The organism is Mesorhizobium sp. M0923 (genome assembly GCF_040319365.1).
GTDB lineage: Bacteria > Pseudomonadota > Alphaproteobacteria > Rhizobiales > Rhizobiaceae > Mesorhizobium.
In genome coordinates, this window is record NZ_JAMYNW010000010.1 from 63636 (window position 1) to 79752 (window position 16117).

Sequence of the window (16117 nt, forward strand, 5' to 3'; positions counted from 1 at the left end):
TTCGCTGCGAGCTCCACGCTTGGGAGAAGATCGTGAAATCCAGTCAAATCCTGCTGCTGCTTTCCATCCTGCCATTGTTGATTTTCGACGCGGCCAGAGCTCAGACGGTTTCCAAGGTTTCCGTTGCTGCAAAAGGCGCGTTTGAGTTTGACAAGAGTTATCCAAAAGCCGCAGACGGAAAAACACTGTTCAATTTGCTCACAGGTTTTCTAAAACCTAAAAGCGGGCAAAAGATAAACTATTTTGTATTTAGAATAAGCGACGAAATGATCAAATTTCAAAGATCGATTTCGATGAACACGTTTTATGCGGACGTTAATCTCTGTCCTGGCGCTGTCGATCGAACCGTGTCCGTTCATCAGCCCCTCGGCAACTTTCTTGAGCCTGTCGCGGGCCGAATCGACCTGTTGCCATACGTTAAGAGGGCAAGCCTGATCCAACTGCGCAACTACCTGTATGTCGCGATTGACAGCAATCTTCGGAGCTACTCCCCCAAGGGGGCAGATCAATATGGATATGAATGGTTGCCGATCGCGGTACAAAGCAGACAGGTTTGCCTGACCATCAGCGTCGGCCGAATGGGGCATGGGGGCTTCCTCTCTCAGCCCATAAACATAACCAGGCTTGCGGAGTTCGTCTTTCTCGACAGCAAATGAGCCGAGCCGGGCGGCAGCTTAGCCAGTCCCTGCAGCCATCCGGCCGTCGGCCGACCATGCACCCGCGCCAGCCATCGCCAGCGTCAGAAAACCGCCTGATATCGCGATGTCCTTCATCAGCATCTGCGAATGCATGAAGGTCAGCGTCGGATCGCCGCCGCCCTGGCCATAGTGGCCGATGAACGCTGTCGCGACGCAAAAGGCGGCGAGCAGCAGCGCCACGATCGGCGTCTTGAAGCCGACGAGGATGAGCAGCCCGGCGATCAGTTCGAACAGCCCGGTGCCCCAGGCAGCCAGCGTCGGCAGCGGCAGGCCAAGGCCGGCGAAATAGCCGGTCGTGCCGGCAATGTCGGTCAGCGCGTGGAAGCCGGACGGCACGAACAGTGCGGCGAACAGCAGTCGGGAAAGCAAAAGCAGCGCATTGCGGGGCATGGTAACCTCCGTTGTCGGCCGGGTGGCCAAGAGCCCGATCCTAGCAGAATTCCGGTCAGCGGACCGACAGGCACAAACGACAACGAAAAAGGGGCGCGGAAAATTCCGCGCCCCTTTTGTTCAGGAAATGCTGGACTGCTTCAGCCGCGCTTGGCGTCGATCGAATACGCGCCTGGGCCCGAGGAGGCGAGCACGAGGAAGCCGCCGGCAATGCCGAGGTTCTTCATGAAATTGATCATCTGCATCTGATCGGCCCAGCCGGTGTGGGCGACCAGCGCGGTGGCGACGGTGAAAATCGCCATTACCCAGCCGACGATCCGGGTCTGGAAGCCGACGAGGATGGCCAGGCCGCCAAGCAGTTCGATAAGGCCGACGACAATGGCGGTCACCATCGGCAGCGGCAGGCCAAGGCTGCCGAAATAGCCGGCGGTGCCGGCAATCGCCGTCAGCTTGCCGAAACCCGAAAGCAGGAAGATGACCGAAAGCAGGATGCGGCCGAGCAGGATCGTGCCCGAGGCGCCGGCGGCGGTGCCGGAACCGGCAAACGAAGTATTGGCGGACGTGTTGGTGGACATGCGTAACTCTCCAGAAGGATTTGGCCAAACGGCTTGGGATACCCGTCTAGTTAGCGCAGGCCGACTGTTCACCAAAGATGCCAGATTGGTTACGGATTGTTCACCAAGGTAACGTTTTCGCGATCAACATGGGTGTTGAGATCCAGGATATCAACGCCCTAGCCTGGATGCGTCATGTCCTCCGGCCGCACCAGCCGCTCATAATCGGCTTCGCTGACCAGCCCGGTGGCCAGCGCTTCCTGGCGCAGCGTGGTGCCGTTCTTGTGCGCCGCCTTGGCGATCTTGGCGGCGTTGTCGTAGCCGATCGTCGGCGCAAGCGCCGTCACCAGCATCAGCGAACGGTCGAGTGCTGCCTTGATGTTGTCTTCGCGGGCCTCGATGCCGACGACGCAATTGTCGGTGAACGACACGGAAGCGTCGGCCAGCAGCTGTACCGATTGCAGGAAACAATAGGCCATCAGCGGATTGTATACGTTGAGCTCGAAATGGCCCTGACTGCCGGCGAAGCTGATCGCCGCATTGTTGCCGAACACCTGCACGCAAACCTGCGTCATCGCCTCGCATTGGGTCGGATTGACCTTGCCTGGCATGATCGAGGAGCCCGGTTCGTTTTCCGGCAGCGACAATTCGCCGAGGCCCGAACGCGGGCCGGAGCCGAGCAGGCGGATGTCGTTGGCGATCTTGAACAGCGCCGCCGCGCAGGCATTGATGGCGCCGTGCGAGAAGACCATGGAATCATGGGCGGCCAGCGCCTCGAACTTGTTCGGCGCGGTGACGAAATCGATGCCGGTGATCGCGGCGATGCGCGCCGCCACCTTTTCGGCAAAACCGACCGGCGCATTGAGGCCGGTGCCGACCGCGGTGCCGCCCTGCGCCAGCTCCTGCAGGCCGGGCAGGGTCATTTCGATGCGCTTGACCGACGAGGCGACCTGCGCCGCGTAGCCGGAGAATTCCTGGCCAAGCGTCAGCGGCGTCGCGTCCTGGGTGTGGGTGCGGCCGATCTTGACGATGTGGGCGAAAGCCCTGGTCTTGGCCTCGAGTGCCGTATGCAAATGTCTTAGCGCCGGTAGCAGGTCGTGAGTGATGCGCTCGGCGCAGGCGATGTGCATGGCCGTCGGATAGGTGTCGTTCGACGACTGGCTCATGTTGACGTGGTCGTTGGGATGCACCGGCTTCTTCGATCCCATGACGCCGCCCAAAAGCTCGATCGCCCGGTTGGAAATCACCTCATTGGCGTTCATGTTGGACTGGGTGCCTGAGCCTGTCTGCCAGACGACCAGCGGGAAATGCTCGTTCAGCTTGCCGTCGATGACCTCCTGCGAGGCCTCGATGATGGCCTTGCCGATCGCCGGATCGAGCCGCTTCAGCTCCATATTGGCCTCCGCTGCCGCCCGCTTGACGATGCCCAGCGCCCGCACGATCGACGCCGGCTGTTTCTCCCAGCCGATCTTGAAATTGGCAAGCGAACGCTGCGCCTGCGCGCCCCAATAGCGGTCGGCGGCGACCTCGATGGGACCGAACGTGTCGGTTTCGGTTCTGGTCTCTGGCGCGCTCACGAAGTCTCTCCGGTTTGCAATTTGCAAACGGCGTATCGCGTTGCACAAATGCCTTCAAGCGGAGATTGCGGGTGACGGGAATGCAAATCGGTTGAAGGTGCTGGCAATCTCCCCACTTGAGGGGGAGATGTCGCCGAAGGCGACAGAAGGGGGCGGTCAGGTCTTGACGCAACTCCCATAGCGGACGGAACAGGCTGGTGTTCCACGCGAGACGACCCCTCTGGCCTGCCGGCCATCTCCCCCTCGAGGGGGGAGATCGCAACCTTACCCCGCCGTGTATCCTCCATCCACGGCGAAGATTCCGCCGCTGGTCCATGCCGCTTCGTCGCTGGCGAGATAGACCGCGATGCCGGCAAGGTCGCTGGTCCGGCCGATGCGGCCGAGCGGATAGCTGCGCTCGACATAGGCCTTGAGCTCGGCTTGCGCGGCCTCAGGCAGGTTTTCGATCGACCTGCGCCGCATCGCTGTGTCGACCGTGCCGGGCGCGATCGCGTTGACCCTTATGCCGCGCGGCCCGAGCTCGAAGGCGAGCGACTTGGTCAGCGAATTGAGCGCGCCCTTCGACAGCGAATAGAGGCTGGACGGCCGCTTCGGGATCATCTTGTGCGCGAAATAGGACGAGATGTTGATCACCGAAGCCGCACCCGGCGCGAGATGCGGCAACAGCCGTTGGGTGAGAAAGAATACCGCCGTGACGTTGAGCGCGAATGACTGCTGGAACTGGTCCTCGCTGACGGTCTCGAACGGCACAAGGAACGCTACGCCGGCATTATTGACGAGGATATCGACAGGTGGGCCGCGCCTGGCATGCTCGACCACGGCATCGATGCCGGCAATGGCCGACAAATCGGCCGACAGCGTGTCGACATTATCCCCGAGCTGCTTGCGGGCGGCGTCGAGTTTTTTGCCGTCGCGGCCGACGATCAGCACGTCCGCGCCTTCGCGCAAGAAAGCCTCGGCGATTGCCAGCCCGATCCCGTCCGAGCCGCCGGTGACCAGTGCCCGTTTGCCGCCTAGTCTCATCCAACACTCCCGCGTATTGCCGTCTTGTCTGGTAAAGGAGAGCAGCGCCGTTGCCGATTGTGGTCAAGCCGCCGGCTTATCCTTCAATATGAACTTTCGGCTGATGCGCCTGTCTATTCGGCAGCCGCTGCACCGCGCCGAACAGCCAGCCGCGTAGCGACGAAATCCTTCACCTGATGAATGGCCTGTTCTCGCGTGACGCTGCCGGGTTGCAGGCCAAGCCGCAACCACAGCCCGTCGATCAGGGCGGTGACGCCGAAAGCGATCTCGTCAGCATCGCGTGCCGGCGCCAGACCGCGCAGGCCGGACAGCAGGTTGGAGCGCATGCGCGCATGGATCACCTTCTGGATGCGGGCAAGCTTTTCGTCGCGCGGAACCTCCGCGCAAAGTGAAAGCCAGGCGTGGCAGAGGGACGGCTGGAAGAGATGCGGCTCGAAATTGCCTTCGATGATGGCCTCTATCCGTTGCATTGGCGTGCGCGCCTGTCTCAGCCGCTCGACCACCGCATGCCGCAGCACCAGGTTCGATTCGCGCATGGCATGCTCGAACAGCTCCCGCTTGCTGTTGAAATAGTGCAGCACGATGCCTTTCGACGCGCCGGCCTGTGCCGCCACTTTTTCTATGGTGGCGCCAGCTATGCCTTCGCGCTGAAGCACGGCAAAGGCGGCTTGCCGCAGCTCCTTGCGGCGTATGTCGCTGAGACGCTTGAGTTTCACGGGCCGGATCCATGCATCGAAAACCGACGTTGACATTTTCGTCCGTCGAGATCAAGAATTGACCAGTGGGACAATATAAAAACCAGGCGGTCAACACTGTTGGTGAAATGAGGAGAACCGAAATGCTTCGTAGCCTTGGAATGGGCGCCTCGCTCTGCGTCCTGCTGGCGATCCGGCCGGCCTTTGCGGCTGAACCTGAGCAATGCGAGGTCGTGCGCATGGCCGAGCCTGGATGGAACGACCTTGCCTTCACCACCGGCGTCACCAGCGTCTTGCTCGATGCGCTCGGCTACAAGCCGGCAAGCTCGCTTCTGGGCATCAACGTCATCTATGAATCCTTGAAGAACAATGATTTGGACGTGTTCCTTGGCTATTGGGATCCGGCGATGATCACCTACTACGAGCCCTATAAGAAGGACGGCTCGGTAGACGATGTGCGCGTCAATCTCGTCGGCGCCAAATACACCTTTGCCGTGCCGAGTTACGTGTGGGAGGCCGGCGTCAAGGATTTTGCCGACCTGCAAAAGTTCGCCGACAAATTCGGCAGGAGGATGTACGGCATCGAGCCGGGCTCGAACCAGCTGATGATGGACGCCATCGCCGATAAGTCGCTCGGCCTCGATGGCTGGCAGGTCGTCGAATCGAGTGAAGCCGGCATGCTTTCCGAGGTCGGCTACGAGATCAAGGAAAAGCGCTTCATCGTCTTCCAGGGCTGGGCGCCGCATCCAATGAACACGATGTACGACTTCAAATATCTGAGCGGCGGCGACAAGTTCTACGGCCCGAACTTCGGCGCCGCGACGGTGACGACGCAGGTGCGCAAGGGCTATCTGCAGCAATGCCCGAATGTCGGGCAGTTGCTGAAGAACCTCGCCTTCGATATCGATTTCGAAAATCTCGGCATGGGCTATCTCATCAACGACGGCATGAAGCCGGAGGAAGCCGGCCTGAAGGCCCTCAAGGAGAATCCGGATAGGCTCGGCGCCTGGCTTGCCGGTGTCACCACATTCGATGGCAAGCCCGCGCTCGACGCAGTCAAGCAGCAGCTCGGCCTGTGATATCGGCCGATCAGGCGGGCTGGAACGGCCGCAAGCGCAGGGTCGGTGCCGGCCGCACTGAAACGGCCTGCGTCGAAATCGCCGGGCAGGAGCCCGCGCTGGTGCTGGTGCACGGCTTCTCCGACACGAGCCGCAGCTTCTCCTTGCTGGCGCCGCATCTCGCCGGGCGCCGGCTTGTCATTCCAGACCTGCGCGGGCATGGCGCCTCGCTGGCCGGGACACGCGGCTTCGCCCCAGCGGATTTCGCGGAAGATGTGGCGAGTTTGATCGAGCGATTGCGGCTCGAGCGGCCGGTTCTGGTCGGGCATTCCCTGGGCAGTATGGTGGCGATCGAGGCAGCCGCACGCTACGCCGAGATGATCGGCGGCCTGGTGCTGATGGCCGGAACGCTACGGCCGCAGATCGGTGAGGACCACCCGATGACCATTGGTGTGCGGGCGCTTCGAGACCCGATATCGCCGGCCGATCCGTTCTATGACTATTGGCATGCCTGCGAGGCCGAGGTTCCAGCGGAATTCCTGACCATGACTGCGGAGGAGGCGTCAGCCATGCCGGCGGCACTCTGGCGCGCAATCCTGGAGCAGGTTCGGCGCATCGATCTGACCGACAAGGCGCGCATGCTGCGCCTGCCGGCGCTTGTCATTGCTGGCGCGCACGACCTGCTCTTCGACGAAACGCACCAACGGCGGCTCCTCGAAGAAATCCCTAGCGCCGCGTTCGTGAGCGCGGTGCGATGCGGACACAACCCGCACTGGGAGGATCCGGCATTGGTCGCGGCAGCCATCGGCCGGTATTTCAAGCTCGGTACCAAAGCTGGGCCCCAGCCGACAGCCGAAGCGACAGGTAGTCCGGGCTGAGAGCAGTCATGAATCTTTCCGAATACGTGGCGTTGGATGCCGTCGCCCTGGCCGCGCATGTTCGCTCGGGCGAATTATCCGCCGTCGAGGTCGTCGAGGCGGCTATCGAAGCGATCGAAAGCGTCAATCCCGCCCTCAATGCCGTGACGCTGATCGATGCGGACCGGGCGCTTTCCGTTGCGGCAAGCTGCAACCGGCAGGCGGCACTCGCCGGCATTCCTTTTCTGGTCAAGGACACCGGCGTCAATGTACGGGAGTGGCCGACGACGCACTCGTCGCTCTACTTCAAGGATGCCGCGCCGAAGCCCGACAGCGAGATCGTCCGGCGCTGGCGGGCCGCCGGTCTGATCTTGCTGGGCAAGACAAACACGCCTGAATTTGCCAACGACTTCGTCACCGAACCCAGCTTTCGCGGCCCCACCTCGAACCCCTGGGATCCTTCGCTGACGGCGGGCGGCTCAAGCGGCGGAGCTGCTGCCGCGGTGGCGAGCGGCATGGTGCCGGTCGCCCACGGTTCCGATATCGGCGGATCGATCCGGGTGCCGGCTGCCTGTTGCGGCGTGTTCGGCATGAAGCCGTCGCGCGGGCTCACGCCTGTCGGGCCTGGTCGAGGTCAGGTCGACGCCGGGCTCTACGCCGAGAACGTCCTGTCCCGCACCGTTCGCGACAGCGCCGCCATGCTGGACATGACTGCCGGTCCAGAACAAGGAGCGCCTTACTCCGTGTCCAAATCGGTGCCGTCCTACCTGGATTGGTTGTCTTCGCCCGGCGAGCGTCTGCGCGTCGCGTGCCTGGCGCACCGGCCGGACGGCACGCCCGTCGCGTCCGAGATCGGGGCAAAATTCCAGGAAGCCATGATCCTCCTCGAGGAAATGGGGCACGAGGTCACAGAGGCGCGTTTCCCGCGGGAAGCCAGCGCCGAAGCGGACTGGAGCATCTTCTGGATGTCGGAGATCGCGCGGCTGGTTGACGAGCGCGCCGACGAGATCGGGCGGATGCCGGGGGCCGGCGAAATCGAAAGCCTGACTCGTCACGCGCTCGACTGTTTTCGGCGATCCTCGGCCGCCGATTATCTCAGGGCGCAGGACCATGTGCACAGCGCTTCGCTGGCGATGGCGATGGCGTTCGATGGGTTCGACCTGATCATCACGCCGACGACGGCCGAGCCTACGCCCCGGCTTGGCGCCATCCATGGCGATGGTGCTCTCTTCGATTACGAGGCTTGGGCGAGCCGGGCCTACGGCTTTGCGCCTTTCACAGAAATCTTCAACGTCACCGGCCAACCGGCCGCCAGCCTGCCGCTGTTCCAGTCGAAAGGCGGCCTGCCGATTGGCATCCAGCTCATTGGCCGCAAGAACGAGGATCACCGTCTGCTGCGCGTTTCCCTTGACCTGGAGCAGGCAACCGCATGGACGGCGCGTTACCAGGCGATCCATGCCAGACACTTTCAGGCATGAACCAGGAGGCTCCGGCGACGTAGGAGGCGTCGACGATGTTGGTTCATACCGAAATTGGGTGCTGCCCGAGCAGCGATCGCGCCGTCGGTAACAGACGCAAAACCTCCGCGGGCCTGGCGAATTCCCGTTGTACGGTCTGCTGAAGCGCCTGCCAGTCTGGGGAGGCGGCCAAGGCCGCCTCGTGGCGGGTATGCGCCTCGGCGCTGTCGAAACCCGTGACGCTGATGAAGACGTTTTCGCTGGCCCGCACCGGCAGCCGCGGAAAGCTGTTTTCGGCATGCTCGGTGACGAAGGCGGCGAGCGGTTGTCCGCCAAGTGCGGCAAGAACCGGAAGAGCCTCGGTCTGGAAATCCCTGGCGAAGCCGGCTTCGAGGCCCGGTCGCAAATGATGAATCCTGATGACAACAATTGCCTGTAAAGCACTGCTTGTGCTTGGTTCTTCGAGATCCGTCTGGGGTACTCGTTGCGATCCCGAGAGGTCGAAGCCGGCGCCCGGCCAAGCCGGTTTCAGCAGCAGCACGTCGTCGGAATCGATCATCGTGGCGTTGGCGGCGTTGCGCCAGGCCGCCCACACCGGCCCGTCATAGAAGGCGGCCAGCGCATGCTTCCGCGCGATCATGCCGTCGAAGCCGCGCAACCAGACGAACATATCTGGCCGGTCGAGGTCGCGGAACTGGCCGATGATGGTCATCCCCGCGGTTTCCTGGCCCTCGATCAAATGATTGTCGAAGATGCCGATCAGCGTCTCGCGTCGGCCAGGTTTCAGCGTGTATTGCCGAAGTTCGACGACGGGCGAGGCGAGCAGATCGGATTTAGGCGCGGCATTCAAAGGCAGGTTCATCGCTCGATCTCAAAAACAGGACAGTCATCCTGTTTTACAAAACAGACCGGTTGTCCTGTTTTGTCAATCTGCTATCGTGTGGAAATGTCAGCAGAGACCACAGCCCGCCCAAAGGCGCGGGCTAAAAAACGCACCAATGACCCCGAAGGCATGCGCAAAAAGGTGCTCGATGTCGCCGAAGAGGCGTTTCAGGCACGCGGCTATCACGCCTCCAGCATGGGCGACCTGATGGCGACGGCGGGCGTCACCGGCGGCGCGCTGCACCACCATTTCGCGACCAAGAAGGCGCTGGCGCTAGCAGTCGTCGAAGAGCGGGTCGCCGCCGCCGTCGAGGAGACCTGGATCGCGCCAGTGCGGAGGGCCGGCTCGGCGCGGGAGGGCGTGCGCGCCGTGTTCGCGGCCGTCGCGGCGGAGCTGGAGCAGCAGGGATTCGTGCGCGGCTGCCCGCTCAACAATCTGGCGCACGAACTGTCGCTTGCCGATCCGGATTTCCGCATTGCCCTTGCCGACATTTTTTCGGCCTGGCGTCAGGCGATTGCCGACAAGATCAGGGCCGACCAGCAGGCGGGCCGGGAGCAGGGCACCGATCCGCAGCGCTTCGCAGCGCTCGCCGTCGCCACCTATTCCGGCGCCATGTCGATGGCCAAGACCGCACAGGACACAAGAGTGCTGCGCGACTGCCTGATGGCCTTGGAACAGGGAGTCACGAGGCGACGTCGCAGGATACTCCACAAAGCCCCTTGACGCCGGCAGGACAGAGGCGCCGCCGTCGCTCACTATGACCGAGGTGGGGAGGCCGAGCTCTTAATTCGGCAGCGGCTTGATCAGCTCGTAGCCGACCACGCTTTCGGCGCTGGTGCCCTCGTCATAGCGCCTGGCCACAACTGCCTGCAAGTCGGGTGCGTAAAGCGCGGTAAACTCGTCCCGCGTCTCGCCGGCCTCGCTCCTGATCGTCTGCTTGACCGCGAGCACGGAGTATTTGCATTCACCCAGGCTGAACGTCTCCTTGCCCTTGACGTTGATCTCCAGCGTCTCGGTGCCCTTCGGCGGCTTGTTCGGTGCGAGGCGGGCAAACACGATCTTGTTCTTAGCCCCCGCCTTCAGCGGGAACACCTTCCTGAGATCGGAAAACGGGATCATCGCCAGCTGCCCCGTGCTGCTGTCGCGAAACACCTCGATCAGTCCGCCGAACAGGTACTGCGACTGCGGCGATTGCGACGGGTATTTGTTGGCAACGGCCACCATTCCGCCCGCTGCCGGTCGAAATTCGCTGTGGATGCCAGGCCTTTCGAGAATGAAGCCGGCCTTGGCCGATTTGACGTCGATGCACTCGGCGCCATGCGCTGCGCTCGTCACCGCCAGAATGGCCATTGTCATGCCGATGGATGCAGTTTTCATGCCGTCCTCCTCTGCCCGCGCAAGTTGAATGCCGAAAGCAATGCCAGACCTGGGAGAACGTGTCGACATATTTTGCGAGCAACTGGACTGCCGATCCGCGTCGTGCTGAATTTTAGCGCATGATGCATCGCATTCCCGCCCTACCGGTTTGTCGGCGCAGCTTCCTGATGCAGGCAGCGGCCGTTGCCGCGGCCGGCGCCGTTTCGCGCCCGGCCTTCGGCCAGACCGGGCAGCGCATCCCGCCGATCGACGCCACCTTCCTGTTTATCGCTGATGTCCATGCCTGCCGAATGGCGAACGGATTGAGCCCGCATTGCGAGCAGGAGGGCAAGACCGACGCTGCCTTGCTGCGCAACGTCGCCGCACTCAACGGCGTCGGTGACAGACAATGGCCGGCTGAAATCGAAGGCGTTGCCACCGGCCTGCGCTCGACGGGCAACATCGGCACGCCGCTCGGCCTCGTCGTCGGCGGCGACATCACCGATGACGGCGGCGGCCAGATCACCCAGCCCAGCGAGGGCACGCAGCTGCTTCAGTTCAGCCAGCGCTACCAGCAGGGCGTCGGCCCCGACCGTGTGCACATGCCCGTCTATGTCGGCCTCGGCAACCACGACCTCGACCAGAACGGCCCGCGCTCGCATGTCGACTGGTACCGCCGCGAAATGCGCGACTATGTCGAGGTCAACCACCGCCCCGGCGTGTTCTTCAAGCCGCCTGCGCCGGCGACCGACTACGACGTCGAGACCGACTGCTATTCATGGGATTGGGGCGGTCTGCATCTTGTCCAGACGCACCGTTTTGCCGGCGATACCGGCCACGGCGCCGCCAACAGCCTGCCATGGCTGAAGCAGGATCTGGCGACCTATGCCGGCGACGGCCGCCCGGTCATCCTGTTCCAGCATTATGGCTGGGATACTTTTTCGATCGAAAGATGGGACGCCGCCGAGAGAACCTTCGACGACAGCGGCACGGGTCCGCCGCATTGGTGGAGCGAAGTCGACAGGCAGGCGCTGCTGGCCGTGCTGAAAGGCTACAATGTCGTCGGCATCTTCCATGGCCACCAGCACGCAACGCCGATGATCTACCGCCGTGACGGGCTCGACTTGTTCAAACCGAAGGCCGCCTTCATGGGCGGCTTTGCCTTGGCGCGGGTGACCGGAAACAGCATGGATGTGGTGCTGGGCGAAGCCGCCGGAAATCATGGCGAGGTCACCTTCACCAATGCATACAGCAAAAGCCTGACTTTCTTACGGTAAGAGAGGGCGCAAAAAAGGCGGCCGAGCCGCCTTTTTCCTGGTTCGCGAAGGGGGCCAGTGTCAAAGCGCCTTCTTCACCTTGTCCTTCACGTCGCCGTAAGCCTTCTGCATCTTGCCGGTCGCCTTGTCGACGTCGCCTTCGGCCTCGGTGCGCCTGTTGCCGGTGGCCTTGCCGGCGGCCTGCTTGACCGAGCCCTTGGCTTGCTTGGCGACGCCTGCCACCTGATCCTTGTTCACCATCGCGCATCTCCTGGAGTTCGGGAGTTTTATTTGCGAGGCAAACGGTCAGGCACCGCTTCGGTTCCATGCATCGCCGGACAACCGGTTGCACCCGGCGCGGTAATGCGGCTAGGCTCTGCCCGGGGGGATTTCGATGCGTTTTCGCCTTGCCTGTGCCGTTGCGACGTCCATGCTTTTGGCAGGCTGCGTCGCCGATGATGTCGGGCCGATCAACGTCTTTACGCCCGAAGCCGGCAGGCCGTCGCCGGCTTTCATTCCAGATCCGGGCGACGACGGCTCGACTGTGCTCGGCCTCGCCTTCTCCGGTGGCGGCACCCGGGCCGCGGCCTTCTCCTACGGCGTTCTGCGGGCGCTGGACGACATCGTCATCGACGAGCAGCCGCGGCGGCGCACGCTGGTCGATGACATCAGGATGATTTCCGGTGCATCAGGCGGCGCGGTGACTGCCGCCTATTTCGGCTACAAGGGCGAGGACGGCTACCGCGACTTTCGCGAACGATTCCTGATCCAGAATGCTGAGGCCGACCTTCGAACAAGGTTGTCGCCGTTCAACCTTGTCCGCGCCTACTATGGCGGCGTCAATGACCGCAGCGGTTTTGCCAAATGGCTGAACGACAATCTCTTCGACGATGCGACATTCGAGGCGTTCGCCAAGCCGGACCGGCCCATCATCTGGATCAACGCGTCCGATATCTATAACCGCACGCCATTTCTGTTCAGCTACGACACTTTCGCGGCGCTTTGTAGCGATCTCGACAAGATGCGGTTGGCTGATGCGGTCGCGGCTTCCGCTGCCGTGCCGGTGGTCTTCGCGCCGATCGTGGTTTCCGCCACCAGCCCGGATTGCGGCTACCGCAGGCCGCAATGGTTGAGCCGGGCACTGGCCGATCACAATGCCTCGATCAGGCTCAAGGCCTATGCCAGCGCGCTCGATTCCTATCAAAACGCCGATCCCCTCGACTATGTGAAATTGCTGGACGGTGGTCTGACCGATAATCTCGGCGTCACCGGCTTTACCCTGGAGCGCTCCGCCGCCGGCACCCCCTATGGTCCGCTGTCGCCGGCCGCCGCTGTCCGGTTGAGGACGCTGCTTTTCATCGTTGCCGACGCCGGCGCCGACAACGACGTGAGCTGGGCCAAGTCTATCCACGGACCGCGGCTTAGCGAGTTGCTCGACGCCGTGACGAGCACCACCATGGCGGCCGCGGTGCGCGACGAAGCCGACGCACTGAAGCTGGCCGTCTCGCAATGGCGCGGTGAATTGGTCCGCTACCGCTGTGCTTTGCCGACCTCGACCGTGGCTGCCTATCGCGGCTCGACTGCCGGCTGGGATTGCCGCGATGTTGAACTCGTGGTCCAATATCTGTCCTTTGCCGACCTCGACCAGGCGACACAGGCCAAGCTGAACGCTGTCCCGACGCGGCTGAAATTGCCGGTCGATCAGGTCGACCTCACCATCGCGGCCGGTCGCGAGGCGCTGCTGGTCAATACGGATATCACCAAGGCGGTCGCCGCCATCCGCGCTCGCGCCGGCGTCACGCCGGGGGCACAATTGGCCGCGGCACAAGCAAACTGAGCCGCTGGGCTCGACACGGAGAGACCATCTTGGCTGAATTCACGCTCTTCATCGGCAACAAATGCTTCTCGTCCTGGTCACTGAGGCCATGGCTGGCGATGAAGCATCTGGAGATACCGTTCGAGGAAGGTTTTGTGCGCCTGCGCACGCCCGAGACCGCCGCCAATCTGGCCAGGATATCGCCGACCGGCCAGGTGCCGGTGCTGAACCATCGGCTGCCGAATGGCGAGATCCGGATCGTCTGGGAAACCCTTGCCATCCTTGAATATCTTGCCGACCTGTTTCCCGACAAGAAGCTCTGGCCGGCCGATATCGGCGCTCGCGCGCACGCCCGCTCGGCGGCGACAGAGATGCATTCCGGCTTTCGCGAGGTCCGCTATGGCTGGCCGATGAATTTGCGCCGGCCAAAAGGCCACAAGCCGCTCGACGCCGAAGGTGAGGCGCAACGGGCGCGCATCGAGGATCTGTGGCGGCAATGCCGGGAAAAATACGGCAAAGGCGGGCCGTTCCTGTTTGGCCATTTCACCGCGGCCGACGCCATGTACGCGCCGGTCGTCACCCGCTTCGACACCTATGGCGGCACGCTGGCGCCCGACACCCGCGCCTATGTCGATGCCGTGCTTTCGATGCCGGCGATGCGCCACTGGTATGCGGAGGCGGCGAAGGAGCCATGGCCGGAGCCCGGCCCCGACGAATGAGCCGAGCAACCGGCGAGCTGGTCTTCCACTTCGCGGCCCGCGGCCTATCTGAAGATCGGGCAGGGGCTTTGGAGACTTCACAATGACAGCTGTTTCTTCCGCACTGGCCGGCAAGGTCGCGCTTGTCACCGGCGCCTCGTCGGGCATCGGCGAGGCAACCGCTGTGGCGCTGGCGGCCGCCGGGGCAAAGGTGGCGATTGCCGCCCGCCGCGCCGATCGCCTCGAAGCGCTGGCCGCGCGTATCGAAAAGGCCGGCGGCACGGCACTCCGTATCGCGGCCGACGTCACCAGCAACGACGATGTCACCGCCATGGTCGACAAGGTTGTCGCCGAATGGGGCCGCCTCGACATCCTCGTCAACAATGCCGGGGTGATGCTTCTGTCGCCGGCCGCCGAGGCGGTGCTCGATGACTGGCGCCGCATGGTCGAGCTCAACCTGCTGGCGCTGATGGGTGTCACCAAAGCGGCGCTGCCGCATCTCAGGGCCGCCAAGGGTCACATCGTCAATGTCTCGTCGGTCGCCGGCCGCGTCGCCAATCCCGGCGCCAGCGGCTATGCCGCAACCAAGTTCGGCGTCGTCGGCTTTTCCGAATCGCTGCGCCGCGAAGTCTACTCCGACAAGGTTCGCGTCACCGTCATCGAACCCGGCCTGGTGCGCACCGAGCTCGGCGACCATATCACCAATCCGGCGGCGAAGACTGGGCTCGACCAGCGGCTCGCCGCCATGGAGGCGCTGGCCGCCGAGGACATCGCCGCGGCCATTCTCTACGCCGTGAGCCAGCCGGCGCACGTCAACGTCAACGAGATCGTCATCCGCCCGACCGACCAGGAACGGTGAATGACGTCGGATCGTTTCGTTAGACTTCGAATCCCGCCCGCAGGAAATCGCCACACTCCTCGACCAGCCGGGACGGGTCCCTCGCAAGGTAGACGCCGAAATCCGCCATCGGCGCCGGCGGCAGGTTGAAGCGTCCGTTGAGGCTTTGGCAGTCGGGCGGCAGTCCTTCCTGCAGCAGAAGGCCGATGCCAAGCCCGGCCCTCAGCGCCGAGATCAGCGTCGCGAAAGTCGACACGCGGCAGCCGATCTTCCAGCCGAGCCCGGCCTCGGCGAGCGAGGCCAGCATTCTGTCCTGCCAGGAGCAGGCGCCTTCGAAGATGACCAGCGGAAGCTCGACCTCGTCATCGATCTCGATCATGCGGCTTGCCGCCCAGACCAGCTGTCGTGACAGATGACCTCGCGGCGCCTTTGTGAAGCGCGCCGGATCGGCCATGACGATGTCGCATTTTCCTTCGCCCAGCGACTTGCTGAGATCGGCGCTGCTGGCCGATGTCAGCTCGATCTCCACGGAAGGATGCCGGCGGCGGAAGTCGGCAATGATCAGCGGCAGCCGTGTCACCGCCAAATCCTCGATGATGCCCAGCCGGACACGGCCGACCAGCCTGCGGCCTTCTATCTCGCGCCTGGCATCGTCGCCGATCGCGATGGCCTTGCGGGCGAAGGCGAGCAGGATCTCGCCGGCCTCGGTCAGCGTCACGCCGCGCGGCGAACGGCGCAGCAGCTCGGCGCCGACTTCACCCTCGAGGCGCTGAAGCTGCATGCTCACCGCCGCCTGGGTGCGGGCAAGTCGATCGGCCGCCCGGCTCACCGTTCCCGTATCGGCCACGGTGACGAAGGCACGCAGCAGCCTGACGTCGATATCTCCAGTCATAAGAATTCCTGATAGCTGTGTCAGCACTATCAGGCTATCCGAAAGCCCGATCTGAATTCAAGGTCCGCT

General features: G+C 63.2%; 18 protein-coding genes. 9 read left to right on the forward strand and 9 right to left on the reverse strand.

From position 1 onward, the window contains the following. The first annotated feature begins 32 nt into the window (after positions 1-32). Positions 33-656, forward strand: a complete 624-nt coding sequence (locus NKH89_RS18445; protein ID WP_352588586.1) for a hypothetical protein — start codon at positions 33-35, stop codon at positions 654-656. Positions 657-674: 18 nt separating this feature from the next. Here NKH89_RS18445 and NKH89_RS18450 read toward each other — a convergent pair whose 3' ends face one another. From NKH89_RS18450 to betI, 5 genes are all read right to left on the reverse strand, one after another. Then, positions 675-1088, reverse strand: a complete 414-nt coding sequence (locus NKH89_RS18450; protein WP_352909478.1) for a DoxX family protein — start codon at positions 1086-1088, stop codon at positions 675-677. A 140-nt stretch (positions 1089-1228) separates the two neighbouring features. Next, positions 1229-1663 carry a DoxX family protein gene (locus tag NKH89_RS18455; protein WP_352501902.1) on the reverse strand — a complete coding sequence of 145 codons (435 nt, stop codon included), beginning with the start codon at positions 1661-1663 and terminating at the stop codon, positions 1229-1231. Positions 1664-1821: 158 nt separating this feature from the next. Beyond that, the gene (fumC, locus tag NKH89_RS18460; RefSeq protein ID WP_352588580.1) at positions 1822-3219 is read right to left on the reverse strand and encodes a class II fumarate hydratase; all 1398 of its coding nucleotides are present in this window, start codon (positions 3217-3219) and stop codon (positions 1822-1824) included. Positions 3220-3483: 264 nt separating this feature from the next. Beyond that, positions 3484-4242, reverse strand: a complete 759-nt coding sequence (locus NKH89_RS18465; protein ID WP_352831826.1) for an SDR family NAD(P)-dependent oxidoreductase — start codon at positions 4240-4242, stop codon at positions 3484-3486. Between the two features lie 113 nt (positions 4243-4355). Beyond that, positions 4356-4994 (reverse strand): choline-binding transcriptional repressor BetI, encoded by a 639-nt coding sequence (gene betI, locus NKH89_RS18470; RefSeq protein WP_352541621.1) that lies wholly within the window; start codon positions 4992-4994, stop codon positions 4356-4358. An 86-nt stretch (positions 4995-5080) separates the two neighbouring features. Here betI and choX point away from each other — a divergent pair, with 86 nt between their 5' ends. From choX to NKH89_RS18485, 3 genes are read left to right on the forward strand one after another with little or no spacing between them, the layout of a single operon-like run. Continuing rightward, a complete protein-coding gene (gene choX / locus NKH89_RS18475) occupies positions 5081-6016 on the forward strand; it encodes a choline ABC transporter substrate-binding protein (protein ID WP_352909481.1) in 936 nt (311 codons plus the stop codon). Further along, the gene (locus NKH89_RS18480) at positions 6013-6873 is read left to right on the forward strand and encodes an alpha/beta fold hydrolase (RefSeq protein ID WP_352831822.1); all 861 of its coding nucleotides are present in this window, start codon (positions 6013-6015) and stop codon (positions 6871-6873) included. Before choX ends, NKH89_RS18480 begins: the two co-directional genes overlap by 4 nt. 8 nt (positions 6874-6881) lie before the next feature. Further along, positions 6882-8330, forward strand: a complete 1449-nt coding sequence (locus NKH89_RS18485; RefSeq protein WP_352909483.1) for an amidase — start codon at positions 6882-6884, stop codon at positions 8328-8330. Positions 8331-8373: 43 nt separating this feature from the next. Here the strand turns inward: NKH89_RS18485 and NKH89_RS18490 are convergent, their stop codons facing one another. Continuing rightward, positions 8374-9171 carry an NIPSNAP family protein gene (locus NKH89_RS18490; RefSeq protein ID WP_023722738.1) on the reverse strand — a complete coding sequence of 266 codons (798 nt, stop codon included), beginning with the start codon at positions 9169-9171 and terminating at the stop codon, positions 8374-8376. 150 nt (positions 9172-9321) lie between these two features. Between NKH89_RS18490 and NKH89_RS18495 the strand changes: the two genes are divergently transcribed. Further along, the gene (locus NKH89_RS18495) at positions 9322-9915 is read left to right on the forward strand and encodes an LmrA/YxaF family transcription factor (protein WP_352588562.1); all 594 of its coding nucleotides are present in this window, start codon (positions 9322-9324) and stop codon (positions 9913-9915) included. Between the two features lie 60 nt (positions 9916-9975). Here the strand turns inward: NKH89_RS18495 and NKH89_RS18500 are convergent, their stop codons facing one another. Continuing rightward, positions 9976-10569: a hypothetical protein gene (locus tag NKH89_RS18500; protein ID WP_352909485.1), complete on the reverse strand. Its 594-nt coding sequence runs from the start codon at positions 10567-10569 to the stop codon at positions 9976-9978. 119 nt (positions 10570-10688) lie between these two features. Between NKH89_RS18500 and NKH89_RS18505 the strand changes: the two genes are divergently transcribed. Beyond that, entirely contained in the window at positions 10689-11825 is a 1137-nt protein-coding gene (locus NKH89_RS18505; RefSeq protein ID WP_502896906.1) for a metallophosphoesterase, read from the forward strand. A gap of 60 nt (positions 11826-11885) precedes the next feature. Here the strand turns inward: NKH89_RS18505 and NKH89_RS18510 are convergent, their stop codons facing one another. After that, complete coding sequence (locus NKH89_RS18510) at positions 11886-12065, reverse strand: CsbD family protein (protein ID WP_352481754.1); 180 nt, start codon at positions 12063-12065, stop codon at positions 11886-11888. A gap of 133 nt (positions 12066-12198) precedes the next feature. Between NKH89_RS18510 and NKH89_RS18515 the strand changes: the two genes are divergently transcribed. The 3 genes from NKH89_RS18515 to NKH89_RS18525 all read left to right on the forward strand — a co-directional run bounded on the left by NKH89_RS18515 (position 12199) and on the right by NKH89_RS18525 (position 15177). Next, positions 12199-13641 (forward strand): patatin-like phospholipase family protein, encoded by a 1443-nt coding sequence (locus NKH89_RS18515; protein ID WP_023722743.1) that lies wholly within the window; start codon positions 12199-12201, stop codon positions 13639-13641. A 29-nt stretch (positions 13642-13670) separates the two neighbouring features. Next, on the forward strand, positions 13671-14339 hold the full coding sequence (locus tag NKH89_RS18520; RefSeq protein WP_023722744.1) for a glutathione S-transferase family protein: 669 nt from the start codon (positions 13671-13673) through the stop codon (positions 14337-14339). A gap of 82 nt (positions 14340-14421) precedes the next feature. Further along, on the forward strand, positions 14422-15177 hold the full coding sequence (locus NKH89_RS18525) for an SDR family NAD(P)-dependent oxidoreductase (RefSeq protein WP_023722745.1): 756 nt from the start codon (positions 14422-14424) through the stop codon (positions 15175-15177). Between the two features lie 19 nt (positions 15178-15196). On the opposite strand, the gene NKH89_RS18530 is transcribed toward NKH89_RS18525, so the two are convergent. Next, complete coding sequence (locus tag NKH89_RS18530) at positions 15197-16048, reverse strand: LysR family transcriptional regulator (protein ID WP_352481751.1); 852 nt, start codon at positions 16046-16048, stop codon at positions 15197-15199. Positions 16049-16117 lie beyond the last annotated feature (69 nt).